Source organism: Roseomonas marmotae (genome assembly GCF_017654485.1).
Lineage (GTDB): Bacteria > Pseudomonadota > Alphaproteobacteria > Acetobacterales > Acetobacteraceae > Pseudoroseomonas > Pseudoroseomonas marmotae.
Window position 1 is genome coordinate 1,055,922 of the sequence record NZ_CP061091.1, and the last position, 15,079, is coordinate 1,071,000.

The 15,079-nt window shown below is 72.6% G+C and carries 10 protein-coding genes and 1 pseudogene; 6 read left to right on the forward strand and 5 right to left on the reverse strand.

Annotated features, from left to right (window positions below; genetic code table 11):
- Positions 1-13 precede the first annotated feature (13 nt).
- The 4 genes from IAI58_RS05035 to IAI58_RS05050 all read left to right on the forward strand — a co-directional run bounded on the left by IAI58_RS05035 (position 14) and on the right by IAI58_RS05050 (position 5,201).
- Entirely contained in the window at positions 14-238 is a 225-nt protein-coding gene (locus IAI58_RS05035; protein ID WP_207448563.1) for a hypothetical protein, read from the forward strand.
- Positions 239-299: 61 nt separating this feature from the next.
- Positions 300-1,295, forward strand: a complete 996-nt coding sequence (locus IAI58_RS05040; protein ID WP_207448565.1) for a tripartite tricarboxylate transporter substrate-binding protein — start codon at positions 300-302, stop codon at positions 1,293-1,295.
- A 173-nt stretch (positions 1,296-1,468) separates the two neighbouring features.
- Positions 1,469-4,810 (forward strand): PAS domain S-box protein, encoded by a 3,342-nt coding sequence (locus IAI58_RS23260; protein WP_207448567.1) that lies wholly within the window; start codon positions 1,469-1,471, stop codon positions 4,808-4,810.
- A 19-nt stretch (positions 4,811-4,829) separates the two neighbouring features.
- On the forward strand, positions 4,830-5,201 hold the full coding sequence (locus IAI58_RS05050) for a response regulator (protein WP_237182512.1): 372 nt from the start codon (positions 4,830-4,832) through the stop codon (positions 5,199-5,201).
- Between the two features lie 15 nt (positions 5,202-5,216).
- On the opposite strand, the pseudogene xdhB reads toward IAI58_RS05050, so the two are convergent.
- The 4 genes and pseudogenes from xdhB to IAI58_RS05070 all read right to left on the reverse strand — a co-directional run bounded on the left by xdhB (position 5,217) and on the right by IAI58_RS05070 (position 10,021).
- Positions 5,217-7,471, reverse strand: a pseudogene (gene xdhB, locus IAI58_RS05055) (xanthine dehydrogenase molybdopterin binding subunit).
- The gene (locus tag IAI58_RS05060) at positions 7,468-8,892 is read right to left on the reverse strand and encodes a xanthine dehydrogenase small subunit (RefSeq protein ID WP_207448569.1); all 1,425 of its coding nucleotides are present in this window, start codon (positions 8,890-8,892) and stop codon (positions 7,468-7,470) included. Before IAI58_RS05060 ends, xdhB begins: the two are co-directional and overlap by 4 nt.
- A 47-nt stretch (positions 8,893-8,939) precedes the next feature.
- Positions 8,940-9,080, reverse strand: coding sequence for a hypothetical protein (locus IAI58_RS05065; RefSeq protein ID WP_207448571.1), 141 nt, complete (start codon positions 9,078-9,080; stop codon positions 8,940-8,942).
- A 38-nt stretch (positions 9,081-9,118) separates the two neighbouring features.
- Positions 9,119-10,021 (reverse strand): polysaccharide deacetylase family protein, encoded by a 903-nt coding sequence (locus IAI58_RS05070; protein WP_207448573.1) that lies wholly within the window; start codon positions 10,019-10,021, stop codon positions 9,119-9,121.
- A gap of 93 nt (positions 10,022-10,114) precedes the next feature.
- Here IAI58_RS05070 and cydD point away from each other — a divergent pair, with 93 nt between their 5' ends.
- Positions 10,115-11,809, forward strand: coding sequence for a thiol reductant ABC exporter subunit CydD (gene cydD / locus IAI58_RS05075; protein ID WP_207448575.1), 1,695 nt, complete (start codon positions 10,115-10,117; stop codon positions 11,807-11,809).
- A 7-nt stretch (positions 11,810-11,816) separates the two neighbouring features.
- Positions 11,817-13,472 carry a thiol reductant ABC exporter subunit CydC gene (cydC, locus tag IAI58_RS05080; RefSeq protein WP_207448577.1) on the forward strand — a complete coding sequence of 552 codons (1,656 nt, stop codon included), beginning with the start codon at positions 11,817-11,819 and terminating at the stop codon, positions 13,470-13,472.
- 267 nt (positions 13,473-13,739) lie between these two features.
- Here cydC and serA read toward each other — a convergent pair whose 3' ends face one another.
- The gene (gene serA, locus IAI58_RS05085; protein WP_207448579.1) at positions 13,740-15,023 is read right to left on the reverse strand and encodes a phosphoglycerate dehydrogenase; all 1,284 of its coding nucleotides are present in this window, start codon (positions 15,021-15,023) and stop codon (positions 13,740-13,742) included.
- Between the last annotated feature and the right edge of the window lie 56 nt (positions 15,024-15,079).

Sequence of the window (15,079 nt, forward strand, 5' to 3'; positions counted from 1 at the left end):
GCAGGCGGCCCCGGTGGCTGCCTCCGGCCTCGCCTGGTGGGAGGCGGCGGTGCTGCTGGCCCTGGCATGGTGGCCGGTCAGCCTGCCGGCCTGCCTGCTGCTGGCCTGTCTGGGGGGGCGGCACCGGCGCCACTGGTCCGGTGCCCTGCTGCTGCTGCTCGGGGGCACGGCCTGCCTGCTGCTTCTGCTGACGGCCTTCGACACCGGCTTGCGCGGCATGGCCGCTCTTCCCTATTGACGCGTCTCGCAACGTTCCGTCCTGATAGCGGAACATGCGCCCTCGGGAGGAAGAACGAATCATGCTCCGACGCAGTCTGCTGGCGGTCCTGTCGCTGCCGCTTTTTGCCGCCCTGTCGCTTCCCGGTGCGAATCCCGCCCAGGCTCAGACGGATTACCCGACCCGCGCCATCACCATCGTCGTCCCCTTCGCGGCGGGCGGCCCCACCGATACGGTGACGCGCCTGGTGGCGGAATCCATGAGCCGCGACCTCGGCCAGTCCGTGGTGGTGGAGAATGTCGGCGGCGCCGGCGGCACGCTGGGCGCCGCGCGCGTCGCGCAGGCGCGGCCCGATGGCTACACCCTGCTGCTGCACCATATCGGCATGGGCACCACGCCGAGCCTCTACCGCCGCCTCTCCTATGACGCCGTGGGCGGCTTCGCGCCGGTCGGTCTGGTGACCGAGGTGCCGATGACCATCATCACCCGCAAGAACATCCCGGCGAACAACCTGCAGGAGCTGGTGGTCCTGATCCGCAAGGAGCGGGAGAAGCTGAACTACGCCAATGCCGGCATCGGCGCCGCCAGCCATCTCTGCGGCCTGCTGTTCCAGAAGGCGATGGACGCGCCGATGACCACCGTGCCCTATCGCGGCACCGCCCCGGCCATGACCGACCTGATCGGCGGCACGGTGGATGTGATGTGCGACCAGACAACCAATACCACCGAGCAGATCCGCGCCGGCGCGGTGAAGGTCTTCGCCGTCACGACGCCGCAGCGCCTGGCCTCGCTGCCGGACGTGCCGACCACGGCGGAGGCCGGGCTGCCGGGGATGGAAGTCACCATCTGGCACGCGCTCTACGCCCCCAAGGGCACGCCAGAGGCTATCGTGAACCGCCTCTCCCGTGCGCTGCAGGTGGCGCTGAAGGATGAGAAGCTGGTGCAGCGCTTCACGGATCTCGGCACCGACCCGGTGGCGCAGGAGCGGGCGACGCCCGAGGCCGCCAGCAAGTTCTGGCAGGCCGATATCCTCAAGTGGCGCCCCGTGATCGAGGCCGCCGGCCAGTACGCCGACTGACAGAGGGACGGAAAGGCCGCCTCTTCCTTGCCAGACGTGCGCTTCCTGCTCTGATATAGGAGTCGCCGCTGAAGGACCGGGGCGCCTGCCGCCTGGCCCCGGGTCCGCTGATGGCGGGAGAGCGAGGGAGCTTGATACTTGGCGAACCGCCGCCCCGGCCGGAGAGGCCGGGCATGACGGAGCGGCCAGGCGACGCTATCCTGGGCGGCGGCACGCGTGGGCGCCGGCGCCTGCCAGTACGTCTGCATCTGCTGATTCTCGGGCTGACGGCGCTGCTGCCGCTCTGGATGCTCGCCGGCTACACCGCCTGGCGCGCGGCCGAGGCGCAGCGCGCCAGCTTCGCCACCGATACGCGTGACGCCGCCCGCAATCTGGCCTTCGTGCTGGAGCGGGAAATGGTGGGGCTGCGCGGGGCGCTGACGGCGCTCGGCAGCTCGCCCGCCCTGCGGTCCGGCGATTATGCCACCTTCCATGACCAGGCCATGGCGCTGCAAAGCGTCGATGGCAGCCGCATCCGCCTGACGGATGCCGCGGGGCGGGTGCTGGTGGATACCAGCCAGCCCTATCGCGAGGCGCTGCCGCAGGAAAATGTGCCTGCCGACCCGCGCCGGCGGGAGACACTCCTCTCCGATACCCTCTCGGGCGTGCTGGCGCCCGAACGCCCGGACGCGCCGCATCAGGTGGCGCTGACGCTGGAGGTGCCGCGCGGCCCGGGGCAGGAGCCTCTTTTCCTCAGCATCGGCACGGACCCGCTGCGGCTCTGGCTGGGTTCCCTGCAACGCGCGGCGCTGCCGCCGGGCTGGGTGGCGCTGATCGCCGATGCCGAGGGCCGCATCATCGCCCGCGAGCCCTATGACGCCAGCGCTCTCGGCCGGCAGTTGCCGGCCGAGAGCGCCGTCCGCCAAGCCCTGGCCAGCGGCCGCTATTTCGGCTGGTCCCGCGCGCGGGCGCGCGACGGGAGGGATTTGTACACCGCTTGGCACCGGGTCGGCACCTCGCCCTGGCTGGTGCTGGTGGGCCTGCCCGCGGCGATGCCGGATGGCGTGCTGTTCCGCGCGCTGGCGCCGGTTCTGGTGCTGGGCGGCGGGCTGCTGCTGCTGTTCACCCTGGGGCTGACCTTCTGGGCGGACCGGCGCATCGCCTCGCCGCTGGCCCGCATGGGCCGGCTGGCCGCCGCCTATGGCCAGGGTGCGCCGCTGCCCGGCCTGCGCCGCTCCGGCGTCCGGGAGATCGATGCGGTGGGCGAGGCGCTGGTCGACGCCGCCGCCAGCCGGGAGGTGCTGGAGGCCGAGCGGCTGGAACTGGCGGCGCGGCTGCGAACGGTGCTGGAGAGCACCACCGACGGGGTGCTGGTGCTCGACCCCGACTGGCGCCTGCTCTACCTCAATGGCCGTGCCCGCCTGCAACTGGGCGGGAAGGGGGATGCGACCGGCCGGGTGCTGCCCGATGCCTATCCCGGCTGGGCCCAGGGCGCCTTCGCCCATGCCTATCGCCGCGCCATGACCGAGCGGAAGCCGCAGCGCGTCACGGCCTTCCATGTCGTGCTGGGCCGCTGGATCTCCGCCGATGCCTATCCCTCGGCCGAGGGGCTGACCATCTTCTTCCGCGACGTCAGCGCGGAGCGCGCGGCGGAGGTGGCGCTGCGGGAGAACGAGTCCCTGCTGAAGGCGGTGCTGGATAATGTGCCCGTCGGCGTGATGGTGGCCGAGGCGCATTCCGGCCGTGTGATCCTGGCCAACCGGCGGCTGGAGGAGATCCTGCGCCGCCCGCCAAACCTCTCGCGCGATGCGGCTTCCTATGGCGGCGACTGGGAATGGTACCATCCCGATGGCCGGAAGGTGGAGGTGTCGGAGGCGCCGCTGGCGCGCACGCTGAGCACGGGCATGCCGGCGGTGGGCGAGTTCCATACCCGGCGGGGCGACGGCACCCTCTGCTGGGTGCGGATCTCCGCCAGCGCCGTGCGGGATGCGCGGGGGCGGGTGACGAGCGCCGTCGCGGCGCTGATGGATATCGATGCCGAGCGGCGCGCCGCCGAGCAACTGCGCGAGAGCGAGCAGCGTTTCCGTACTCTGGCCGAGACGATCCCGCAGATCGTCTGGTCCGCCCAGCCGGATGGACAGGTGGATTACGTCAACCCACGCCTGCAGGACTTCACCGGCCTCTCCGCCAGCCTGGCGCAGAAGATGCTGCCGCAGATCGTGCATCCCGAGGACCAGCGCCGCGCGGAGCGCGCCTGGCGCCGGGCGCTGCATGCGGGCGAGTCTTTCTCGGCGGAACTGCGGTTGCGGCGGGCCGATGGCGGCTGGCGCTGGTGCGTGGCGCGCGCCCTGCCGGTACGCGACGCGGCCGAGGGCCAGGCGCGCGGCCAGCTCCGCCGCTGGATCGGCACCGTGACCGATGTGACGGACATGGTGGAGACGCGGGAGGCCCTGGCGCGGCAGGTCGCGGCCCATGCGGCCTCGCGCGAGGCCGCGGTGCAGGCGGCGGCGGCGCTGGCGGCCTCCGAGAGCCGCTTCCGCCGCTTTGCCGAAGCCAGCCCCGATGTGATGTGGATGACCGATCCCAGCGGCACCACGCGCGAATTCGTCAGCCCGGCCTTCGAGCGGATCTGGGGCCTGCCCCAGGAAGCCGTCATGGCCAAGCCGGAGCTGTGGCTGCAGGCTGTGCATGCCAGTGACCGGGAACGGGTGCTCGATGCCTGGGACGCCGCGCGCAACGGCGGCAATTTCGATGCCGAATACCGCATCCTGCGGCCCGATGGCGGGCAGCGCTGGATCCGTGACACCGGATTCCCGATTCTCGACGCGCAGGGCGCCATCAGCCGGCGTGGCGGGCTGGCGCGCGACATCACCTCCGCCAAGGCTGCTGAGGCACGGCAGATGCTGCTGCTGGGCGAGTTGAATCATCGGGTGAAGAACACCCTGGCCACCGTGCATTCCCTGGCCATGCAGACCGCCCGGACCACCGGCGTCGATTCGGAAGCCCTGCAACGCTTCCTGTCCGACTTCCAGGCGCGGCTGATGGCGCTCTCGCGCGGGCATGATCTACTGACCGCCCGCACCTGGCGCGGCGCGACGCTGGAGGATGCGGCGCGCGCGGCTCTGGCGCCCTGGCATGCCATGCCCGATCATGGGGAAGGGGAGGAACGCCTGCGGCTGAGCGGGCCGGCGGTCTGGCTGGCGCCGAAGCAGGCGCTGGGCCTGGCTCTGGCGCTGCACGAATTGGCGACCAACGCGGCCAAGCATGGCGCATTGAGCCGGCCTGACGGCCATATCCATGTCGCCTGGCACGAAGAGGATGACGGCATGGTCGAGCTGCGATGGCTGGAGGAGGGTGGCCCGCCTGTGCAGGCGCCGAAGCGGCGCGGCTTCGGCACCCGCATGCTGGAGCGGGGCCTGCCGGCGGAGCTGGGGCCTGGTTCCGCCGTGGTGCTGAACTATGCGGAGGCCGGCTTCTCCGCGACGATCCGCTTCCGTCCGATCAACGGGCCGAGGGTGGAGGAGGAGCGGGCGTGATACGAGGATCGAGCCTGGAATGGGACTTACAATGGGACTGAACGGGCGGCGCATCCTGATCGTCGAGGATGAAGCTCTGATCGCCATGCTGGTGGAGGACGCGCTGCTGGATGCCGGCGCGGATGTGCTGGGCCCGGCGGCCACGGTGGAGGAAGCCCTGGCGCTGTTCGCGAGCGGCAAGCCGGAGGCGGCGGTGCTGGATATCAACCTGGCCGGCCAGCTCTCCACCCCTGTGGCCGACCGGCTGGCCGATAGCGGCGTGCCCTTCGTGGTGGCGACCGGCTATGGTGCCGCCGGGCTGCCGGACCGGCACCGCGGCGTGCCGGTCCTGGCCAAGCCCTACGACCCGCGCGAGCTGGTCGAGGCGCTGGAGAAGCTCTGCCGCGGCTGAGGAGCGAGGCGCGCCTCAGCGGCCGCGCAGCGCCCGCAGCACGCGCTCCGGCGTCGCCGGCAGGTCCAGCCGGCCGGGGCCGGCGGCGTCGCGCAGGGCGTTCCAGACGGCTGTCGCCAGCATCAGGGGCGGCTCGCCCACCGCCTTGCTGCGGAAGATCGTCTCCGCCCGCGCCGGCGCGCCCTCCAGCAGCCGGACATTGAGGACCGGCGGTACGTCGCGCGAGCCCGGTATCTTATAGGTGGAGGGGCCGAGGGTCCGCAGCCGCCCCGCGCCGTCCCACCACAATTCCTCGCAGGTCAGCCAGCCCATGCCCTGGACGAAGGCACCCTCGATCTGGCCGAGGTCGATGGCGGGGTTCAGGGAGCGGCCGCAATCCTGCACCATGTCGGCGCGCAGCACGCGGTGCTCCCCGGTCAGCCGGTCCACCAGCACCTCGGCCACCGAGGCGCCGTAGGAGAAATAGAAGAAAGGGTGGCCCCTCATGGCCACCGGGTCCCAGCTCAGCTCCGGTGTCCTGTAGAAGCCGGTGGCGGAAAGGCTGATGCGCTGCGACCAGCAGTGATGCGCCAGCTCGCCGAAGCTCATGCTGTGGTTGCCGGCGGTGGCGCGGCCCTCGGTGAAGCGCAGATCATCCTCCGCCACGCTCCAGAGCGCGGCGGCGGCGGCGGCCATGCGGGCGCGGATGGCGCTGGCGGCGGCATGTGCCGCCCAGCCGTTCAGGTCGCTGCCGGTGGAGGCCGCGGTGGGCGAGGTATTCGGCACCTCGTCCGTGGAGGTCGCGGTGATGCGGATGCGCTCCACCTCCACGCCGAAGACCTCCGCGACGACCTGGGCCACCTTGATGAAGAGGCCCTGCCCCCGCCATGGTTCAGGCGGATGGAGCCATCGGTATAGACGCTGACCAGCGCTCCCGCCTGGTTCAGGGCGACGATGCCGAAGGAAATGCCGAAGGCCAGCACGAAGCTGCCCAGGCCCTTCCGCAGCGTCGGGTGCGTGGCGTTGAAGGCGTCGATCCCGGTGCGGCGCTCCTCCCAGGCGGAGAGCGCCTTCGCCTCCGCCCAGACGCGGCGGATCAGGTCGCCCTCCAGGGCCTGGCCATAGGGTGTTTCGCCGCCATTGGGGCCACCGGCGAAATTCCGCTCCCGCACCGCCTCCAGCTCCTGCCCGGTGGCGCGGGCGGCGGCCTGCAGTACATCCTCCATCAGCAGCACGCCCTGCGGGCCGCCGAAGCCCCGGAAGGCGGTATTGCTGACGGTATTCGTCTTGCAGGCCAGGCCGGTGACGCGCAGCGACGGCACGTCATAGGCATTCAGCGCATGCGTCACCGCGCGCATCAGCACGCCGGTCGAGAGGTCCAGGCTATGCCCGCCATCGGCGGCCAGGGTCGCGTCCAGCGCCAGCAGCCGGCCAGAGGAATCGCAGCCGGCGCGCCAGCGGAAGAGGAAGGGGTGGCGCTTGCCGGTGGCGGCCATATCCGCCTTGCGCGGCAGCCGCAGCTTCACCGGCCGTCCGGTCGCGCGGGCGGCCAGGGCCGCAGCGCCGCCGATCCAGCTGGCATTGCTCTCCTTGCCGCCGAAGCCGCCGCCCATCCGCCGGCAATGGACGGAGACGCGGCTGTAGTCGCAGCCCAGCAGCCGGGCGGCGATATGCTGCACCTCCGTCGGATGCTGGGTGGAGGAATGCAGCGCCAGCTCCCCATCCTCGCCGGGAATGGCGAGGGCGATCTGCCCTTCCAGATAGAAATGCTCCTGCCCGCCGCTGCGGAATTCGCCCTCCAGCGCGATGGGCGCCGCGTCCAGCGCCGCCTGCCAGTCGCCGCGCTGCATCACCATGGGCGGCAGCAGCAGGCTCCGGGCCGCCAGGGCCTCTTCCAGCTCCAGCACTGGGGGCAGGGGAGTGATCTCCGGGCGAAGGGCGGCGGCACCGGCCAGGGCCTCGTCCCGCGTGCGGGCCACCACCATCGCCAGTGGCTGGCCCCAATGCTCCACCAGCCCTTCCGCGAAGAGCTTCTCGGCCGCCTTGCCGCTGGGGGAGATGTCGTTGCGCCCCGGCACCTCCCGCGGTCCCAGCACCGCCACCACCCCCGGCATGGCGCGGGCGGGCGAGAGGTCCAGCGGCGCAAGCACCCCATGCGCGGCGGGCGAGAGCGCCAGCACCGCATGCAGCAGCCCCGGCGGTTCCGGCATGTCGTCGGTGAAGCGGGCTTCCCCGGTGCAATGCTTCAGCGCGCTGTCCTGGCGCAGCGCCGCGCCCATGCCGGTCCTCATAGCGCATGCACCTCCAGCGGCAGGTCGGGCCGGGCGGCGCGCCAGTAGAGCCGCCGCACCAGCCCCGCCGCGCCAGCCAGCCGGTAGGCGGCGCTGCCGCGCCAGTCGGAGAGCGGCGTGAAATCCTGTTCGAGTGCCTCGGCGGCGGTGGCGAAGCTGGCTTCCTCCAGCGGCGCCCCCACCAGCGCGGCCTCGGTCCGGCACGCGCGGGCGGGGGTGGCGGCCATGCCGCCAAAGGCCAGCCGCGCCTCCGCGATATGGCCGTCCTCGATCCGCAGCAGGAAGGCGGCGGAGAGGGTCGAGATGTCCTGGTCGTGCCGCCTGGACAGCTTCTCGCAGACGAAGATGGCGCCCGGTAGGGGGCGCGGCAGGTCGATGCGGGCGATGACCTCATCCGGCGCCAGCAGGGTCTGGCGGTAGCCGGTGAAGAAGGCGCCGGCCTCCACCATCCGCTCCCCCCGCGCCGCCGAGGCCAGGGCGATGCGCGCGCCCAGCGCCAGCAGCGGCGGCAGCGCATCCCCGATGGGCGAGGCGGTGCCGAGATTGCCGCCCAGCGTGCCCATGCCCCGGATCTGCCGCGAGCCCAGCCGCCGCAGCAGCAGGGCCAGCGGCGCGAGATCCGGCTCCGCCTCCAGTGCGCGCAGCAGGCGGCCATAGGTGACGCCAGCGCCGATCCGCAGCCCCTCCGGCCCCGCCTCCAGCCGCTTCAGTTCCGGCACGGCGGAGAGGCAGAGGATGGCGGGCGGCTTCTCCCGCTGCTCGGAGACGCGCAGGCCGAGATCGGTGCCGCCGGCCAGCAGCCAGGCCTGCGGCATGGCGGCGCGCAGGGCGAGCAGGGAGGGCAGTTCGGCGGGCAGGTGGAATTCCTGCCCTGGGGCGGCGAAATACCCGGCCGCTGGCAGGGAGGGCGGGGCGGCGGCGCCGTCATCCGCGATACTGGCTTCCGCGATACTGGCGAAGGCACCGAGAATCGGCCGGTAACCGGTGCAACGGCAGAGGTTGCCGGCCAGCGCCTCATGCACGCTGCCTTCCGCGCCCTCGCTGGCACGCGGATACGCCCAGGCGGACATGACGATGCCCGGTGTGCAGAAGCCGCATTGCGTGGCATCGCCCTCCGCCAGGGCATGCTGCACCGGGTGGGGCGCGCCATCCGGGCCGCGCAGCCCCTCCACGGTGCGGAAGCTGCGGCCATGCATCTGCCCCAGCAGCGCCAGGCAGGCGTTCAACGGCGTGCGGGTGCCGTCCGGCTCCTCCATCACGACGGTGCAGGCGCCGCAATCGCCCTCGGCGCAGCCTTCCTTGGTGCCGGTCAGCCCGGCCTCCGGCCCGCGCAGCCACTCCAGCAGCGTCTGCCCGGGCAGGGTGCCGGGCGGCAGGCGCCGCGCCACGCCGTTCAGGACGAATTCGAGGCTTCCGGTCATGCAGGAAGCGAAGCAAATCCCGCGCCGCTGCGGAAGAGCGACGTTACTCAGCGCAGATTGATGCCGGAGGTGGCTCCGCCGTAGAAGCCGGTGCTGGCGCGGGGGGCGCCGGAGTCGCCGCTGCAGGCGGCCAGCGTGCCGGCCATCAGGGCCACGGCCAGCAGGCGGGCCAGGGTATTGCTGCGCATCGTCGCTCCTTTCGCTTCCGCCGCCCGATCCGGGGGCGTCAGGGCACCATACCCTCCGGCAGCGCCGCCACATGGTCGAAGATCGCGCCGGCGGTGGTGATCCAGACATCTTCCCGCGCCGCCGCGATGGAGGCGAGGGCCTGCCGCAGCGCCCGCAACCGGTAGGGCTGCCCTATCAGGTAGGGATGCAGGGCGATGCCCATCACCTGCGGCTTGCCATCCCGCACCTGCCGCAGCCTTTCCTCGAAATCCGCCAGGATCATCTCCGCGAACTGCGCCGCGCCGTCCTTGCGGGCGACGATGGCGGGGATGTCGTTGACCTCCTGCGGATAGGGGATGGCCAGCAGCCGCCCCGCCCGCGTCGCCATCCAGATCGGCTGGTCGTCGGCGCACCAGTTGAGGGTGTAGCGATAGCCGGCCTCGGCCAGCAGGTCGGGCGTCACGCGGCTCTCGGCGACCCAGGGGGAGAGCCAGCCGCGTGGCGGCGCGCCCTCGGCCCGGGCGATGGCCGCCGTGGATTCGGCGATCAGGGCACGCTCATCCGACTCGGGCAGGGTGCTCTGGCGCTCGCTGTTGGTGCGGCCATGGCCGGCGATCTCGTCGCCCCGCGCGCGATGCGCCGCCACCAGTTCCGGCGCATGGTCATACATGGCGCTGTTCAGCAATACGGTGGCGGGGAGGGACAGCTCGTCCAGCATCTCCAGCACCCGCCAGGCGCCGACGCGGTTGCCGTAGTCCCGCCATGCATAGTTCAGCACATCCGGCTGCGGTCCGCCGCCGCCATTGGCGCCGGGGGCAAGCTCGGCGCCCAGGCCCTCACCGAAGGCGAAGTGCTCCAGATTGAGGCCGAGATACACGGCCAGCTTCGCCCCGCCCGGCCAGTCGTATTCCGCCCGCTGCGGCCAGGGGTGGTAGGCATAGCGGCCGTGGCTCGGCAGCATCAATGCGGTCTCCTTCACGGGGGAAGATCGGCATGGCGGGCAATTCACGCGACAGCGATACCCTCGCCCGCCGATCCGTTCTAGAAGGCCCTTATGTCCCTGCCCCCGAAGGCCGAGATGGCCCGGGCGCGCGCCCTGCTGTCGGCCGCGGCACGTGAAAGCCGCGGACGTCTGGCGCGCCCGGTCCTGCTCGGCACTGCCTCGATAACCTGCGGCATTGCCCAGGCCTGGTTCATCGCGCGCCTGCTGGCCACCCTGCTGGGCCTTGGCGAATCCCCTTGGGGCCAGGCCGGCTGGCCGGAACTGGCCGCCGCGGCCGCCCTGGCGCTGCTCTCCACCGCCCTGACGGTGGCGCAGGAGCGTGCCCAGGCCGCCGCCGGCGCCGCCGCCCGCGCCAGGCTGCGCAACCATGCCTTCGCTGCCCTGCTGGCCGCCGGCCCGGCCGATGAGCGCCCGGTCGGCGAGCGCGCCGCCCTGGTGGTGGACCGGATCGAGGCCCTGGACGGCTATTTCTCGCGCTGGCTGCCCGCCGCCATCCTGGCGGTCGCCGGGCCGCTGCTGATCGCCGTGGCGGTGGCGGCGGCGGACCCGGTGAGCGGCGTGATCCTGCTGGTAGCGGGCGCGCTGGTGCCGGTGGCCATGGCCGTCACGGGAATCGGCGCGGCGCTGGCCTCCCGCCGGCAGTTCGACGCGCTGCAGGCGCTCTCCGGCCGCTTCCTTGACCGCATGCGCGGCCTGCCGCAGCTGGTGCTGTTCCGCCGGCAGGAGGCGGAGGCCGAGGCGCTCTCCGGCGCCGCGACCGAATTGCGCCGCCGCACCATGAAGGTGCTGCGCGTCGCCTTCCTCTCCGGCCTCTCGCTGGAGGCCATCGCCGCGGCGGTGCTGGGCTGCCTCGCCTGGCGCCATGGCCACCTGCTGGTGGGCGGGCATCCGGCGCCGGTGGCGGCGCTCTTCTCCATCCTGCTGGTGCCGGCCTTCTTCGCGCCGCTGCGGGCCTTCTCGGCCGCCTATCATGAGCGCATGGCCGCCAATGGCGCCGCCGCCGCCCTGGCGCCGCTGCTGGAGACGCCGCCCGAGGCCGGCCTGAAGCTGGAGGAAATCCCGCCCAGCCTCGTGGTGACCTTCGAGGGCGTGGGCCTGACCTATGACGCCGCGCGCGGCGCCGCGCTTTCCGACCTGTCCTTCCGCGTCATGCCGGGGGAGACGCTGGTGCTGGCCGGCCCCTCCGGTTCCGGCAAATCCTCCGTCCTGCGCCTGCTGATGGGCTTCCGGCGGCCGGATACCGGGCGCATCGCCTTCAATGGCCGCGATGCCACCGCCCTGGCGCCGGCCGAGCTGCGCCGCCTCTCCGCCTATGTCGGCCAGAAGGCGCATCTCTTCCGCGCCACCATCCGCGAGAACATCGCCCTGGCCCGCCCCGATGCGACGCCCGCCCAGGTAGAGGCCGCCGCCCGGGCTGCGCGGGTGACGGATTTCACCGCCGACATGCCCGAGGGCCTGGATACGCTGGTGGGTGAGGGCGGCTTCGGCCTTTCCGGCGGGCAGGCGCAGCGGGTGGCCATCGCCCGCGCCTTCCTGCGCGACGCGCCGATGGTGCTGCTGGACGAGCCCACGGCCCATCTGGACCCCGGCACCGAGTCGGATGTGCTGGACAGCCTGCGCCGGCTCTGCGCCGGGCGCACCGCCATCATCGCCACCCATTCCCCGGCGCTGCGTGCCCGCTTCACGCGGGTGCTGGAGCTGGAGCATGGCCGCGCCGCCGCCGGCGCGCGGATGGCCGGGGAGTAAGCGCGCCATGCTGCGAGACCTGATCCGCGTCCTTGGCCTCTGGCACAGCCGCCGGGGCTGGCTGGTCTGGGGCGGCGCCATGGCGGTGCTGGCGGCTCTGGCGGGGGTGGCGCTGCTGGCCCTGGCCGGGCGCGGCGTCTCCGAAGGGCTGCGCACGGGCATGCTGGCCGGTGCCGCCGCGGGCTCCCTGATCCTGCTGCGCCCGCTGATCCTGCTGCGGCCGGCTGCGCGGTACCTCGAGCGGCTGGTCACCCATGCCGCCACCTTCCGCGCCCTGGCCGATACCCGCATCTGGTTCTTCCGCCGGCTGGCGGAGCGGCTGCCGGGCGGGCTCGGCCTGCGCCGGGCCGGCGACCTGCTGGGCCGCCTCGTCTCGGATGTCGAGGCGCTGGACGGGCTCTATCTCCGCGCGCTGGTGCCGGCGGTGGCGGCACTGGCCGTCGTGCTGGCCTCCGCCGCGCTGCTGGGCGCGCTGGACCCCGCGCTGGCCGCCATCGTCGCCCTGCCGCTGGCCTTCGCCCTGCTGTTGCCGCCCTTGCTGGCCCCCGGTGCCGCCCGCGCGGCCGAGGGCGTGGCCGAGGCGCAGGGCGGCCTGCGCGCCGCCGCCATCGACCCGCTGCTGGGCATCGAGGATACCCTGGCCGCCAATGCCGAGCCCCGTGCCGCCGCCCGCCTTTCCGCCGCCGCCGAGACACTGACCGCCGCCCAGAAGCGGCTTGCCCGCCGCTCCGCCTGGGGCGGCGCCGCCGGCACGGTGCTGGCGCAGGCGGCGCTGCTGGGCGCGCTGGGCTATGGGCTGGCGGGCGGGCCGGGCGCGGTAGGGGCGGCGGTGGTCGGCCTCTTCCTGGCCCTGGCCGCCGCCGAGGCGCTCTCCGCCCTGCCGCGTGCCGGCATCGCCCTGGCCGCCGCCGGCGCCGGGGCGCGCCGGTTGTTCGAGGCCGCCGATACGCCCGCCCCGGTCGCAGAACCCGCCATCCCCGCCGCCGCGCCCGCAGGTTCCGCGCTGAAGCTGGAAGGCGTGCACTTCGCCTGGGCGGAGGACCGGGAGCCGGTTTTCACCGGACTGGACCTGGAGCTGCCGGAGGGCGGGCGGCTGGCGCTGCTGGGCCCTTCGGGCGCCGGCAAATCCACCCTGGCCGCGCTGCTGCTGAAGCTGGCGGCGCCGCAGCAGGGCCGCATCCTGCTGGGCGGCGTGGAGATCGCGGCCCTGCCGCATGACGTGGTACGCGCCCGAATCGCCTGCCTGACGCAGGATGCCCGGCTCTTCGATGACAGCATCGCCGCCAATCTGCGCATGGCCGCGCCGGATGCGCCGGACGAGGCGCTGTGGCAGGCGCTGGACCGCGCCGGCATCGGGGAGACCGTGCGCGCCCTGCCGGAGGGCCTGGAGACGCGCTGCGGCGAGGGGGGGCTCCGCTTCTCGGGCGGGCAGGGGCGACGGCTGGCCCTGGCACGGGTGCTGCTCTCCCCCGCGCGCATCCTGATCCTGGATGAGCCTGCGGCAGGGCTGGACCCCTCGGCCGAGCGTGCCTTCCTGGAGACGCTGGAAAGCGCCACTGAGGGACGCAGCGTCATCCTGATCGCGCACCGGCTGATGGGGGTGGAGCGGCCGACGCGCATCCTGCGGCTGATTGCCGGACGGGCCATTCCGGCCATGGGATAGGCCTGGAGGGGCGCCGCCCTCCAGGCCTGCCCCGCCGGGGCGACAGGGTCGCCCCAGCCTCCGCCATCTGTCCGGAACATGCGGCCGGAGTGGTTCCGCCGGAGGTCCAGGACCTCCGGCGGCCGCGGGTTCAGCCCGCATCGCCTTGGAGATTTTCCGCGCAGCGGCCGGATGCGGCCTTCAAGGCCCGGGAAGAAATCGAACGGGAGTCCGGGGTGGAGTGTCCACCCCGGCGGGGTCCAGGGGCGGCGCCCCTGGCCTGTCCCTTCAGTGCCGCTCGTAGATCAGCCTTGCCCGGATGGTGCCCGGCACTTCCCGCAGCGTCGCCAGCAGCGCGTCGGGCTCCGCCACATTCTCGGCATCCACCACGACGTAGCCGATCTGCGGGTCCGTCTGCAGATACTGGGCGGTGATGTTCAGGCTGTAGCGGCTGAAGGCCTCGTTCAGCGCGGCCAGCACGCCCGGCACGTTGTGGTGGACATGCAGGAAGCGGGTGCCGCGGGCCGTGGCGGGCAGGGTCACTTCAGGGAAGTTCACGGCGCCCAGGGTGGCGCCGGTATCCGAATAGTCGGAGAGCTTGCGGGAGGTCTCCTCGCCGATGCGCTCCTGCGCCTCCTCCGTGCTGCCGCCGATATGCGGCGTCAGGATGACATTGGGCAGGCCCTGAAGCGGGGAGGTGAAGCGCTCGCCATTGCGCTTCGGCTCGTCGGGGAAGACATCGGCGGCGGCGCCCAGCAGATGGCCGGACTTCAGCGCCGCGGCCAGGGCGTCGAGATCCACCACCTTGCCGCGGCTGTTGTTGATCAGCAGCGCGCCGGGGCGCATGGCCGCGATCTCGGCGGCGCCGAGCAGGTGGGTGGTCTGGTCCGTCTCCGGCACATGCAGAGTGACGACGTCGGAGGCCGCCAGCAGGTCGTGCAGGGAGGCGGCGGCAACCGCATTGCCATGGCCCAGCTTCGGGATGGTGTCGTAGTAGATGACCCGCATGCCGAAGGCCTCGGCCAGCACCGAGAGCTGGCTGCCGATATTGCCGTAGCCGACGATGCCGAGCGTCTTGCCCCGCACCTCCTTGCTGTTGGTGGCCGACTTGTCCCAGCCCCCGTCATGCGCTGAGCGGGAGCGGTCGGGGATGCGGCGCATCAGCATGACGATCTCGCCCATCGTCAGTTCCGCCACGCTGCGGGTATTGCTGAAGGGCGCATTGAAGACCGGGATGCCAAGCTGTTTGGCGACGGCCAGGTCCACCTGGTTGGTGCCGATGCAGAAGCAGCCCACCGCGATCAGCCGGTCCGCCGCGCGCAGCGCCTCCTCCGTCAGCTGGGTGCGGGAGCGGATGCCCAGCAGATGCACGCCCTGCAACGCCTGGATCAGCGCCTCGCCTTCCAGCGCCTTGGTCTCCCGCTGGATATTGGTATAGCCGGCGGAGGCCAGCAGGCTGACGGCGGTGTCCGAGACGCCTTCCAGCAGCAGAATCCGGATGCGGTCCTTCGGCAGCGAGATTCGCTGGTTCGACAGGGGATTGGCGGCAGTCGGGTCGGTACGGTTCGGCATGGCGCTTCCATGCATCCGATTCCATTGCACGGGAAGTGCGAAACCTGCGTACGTGT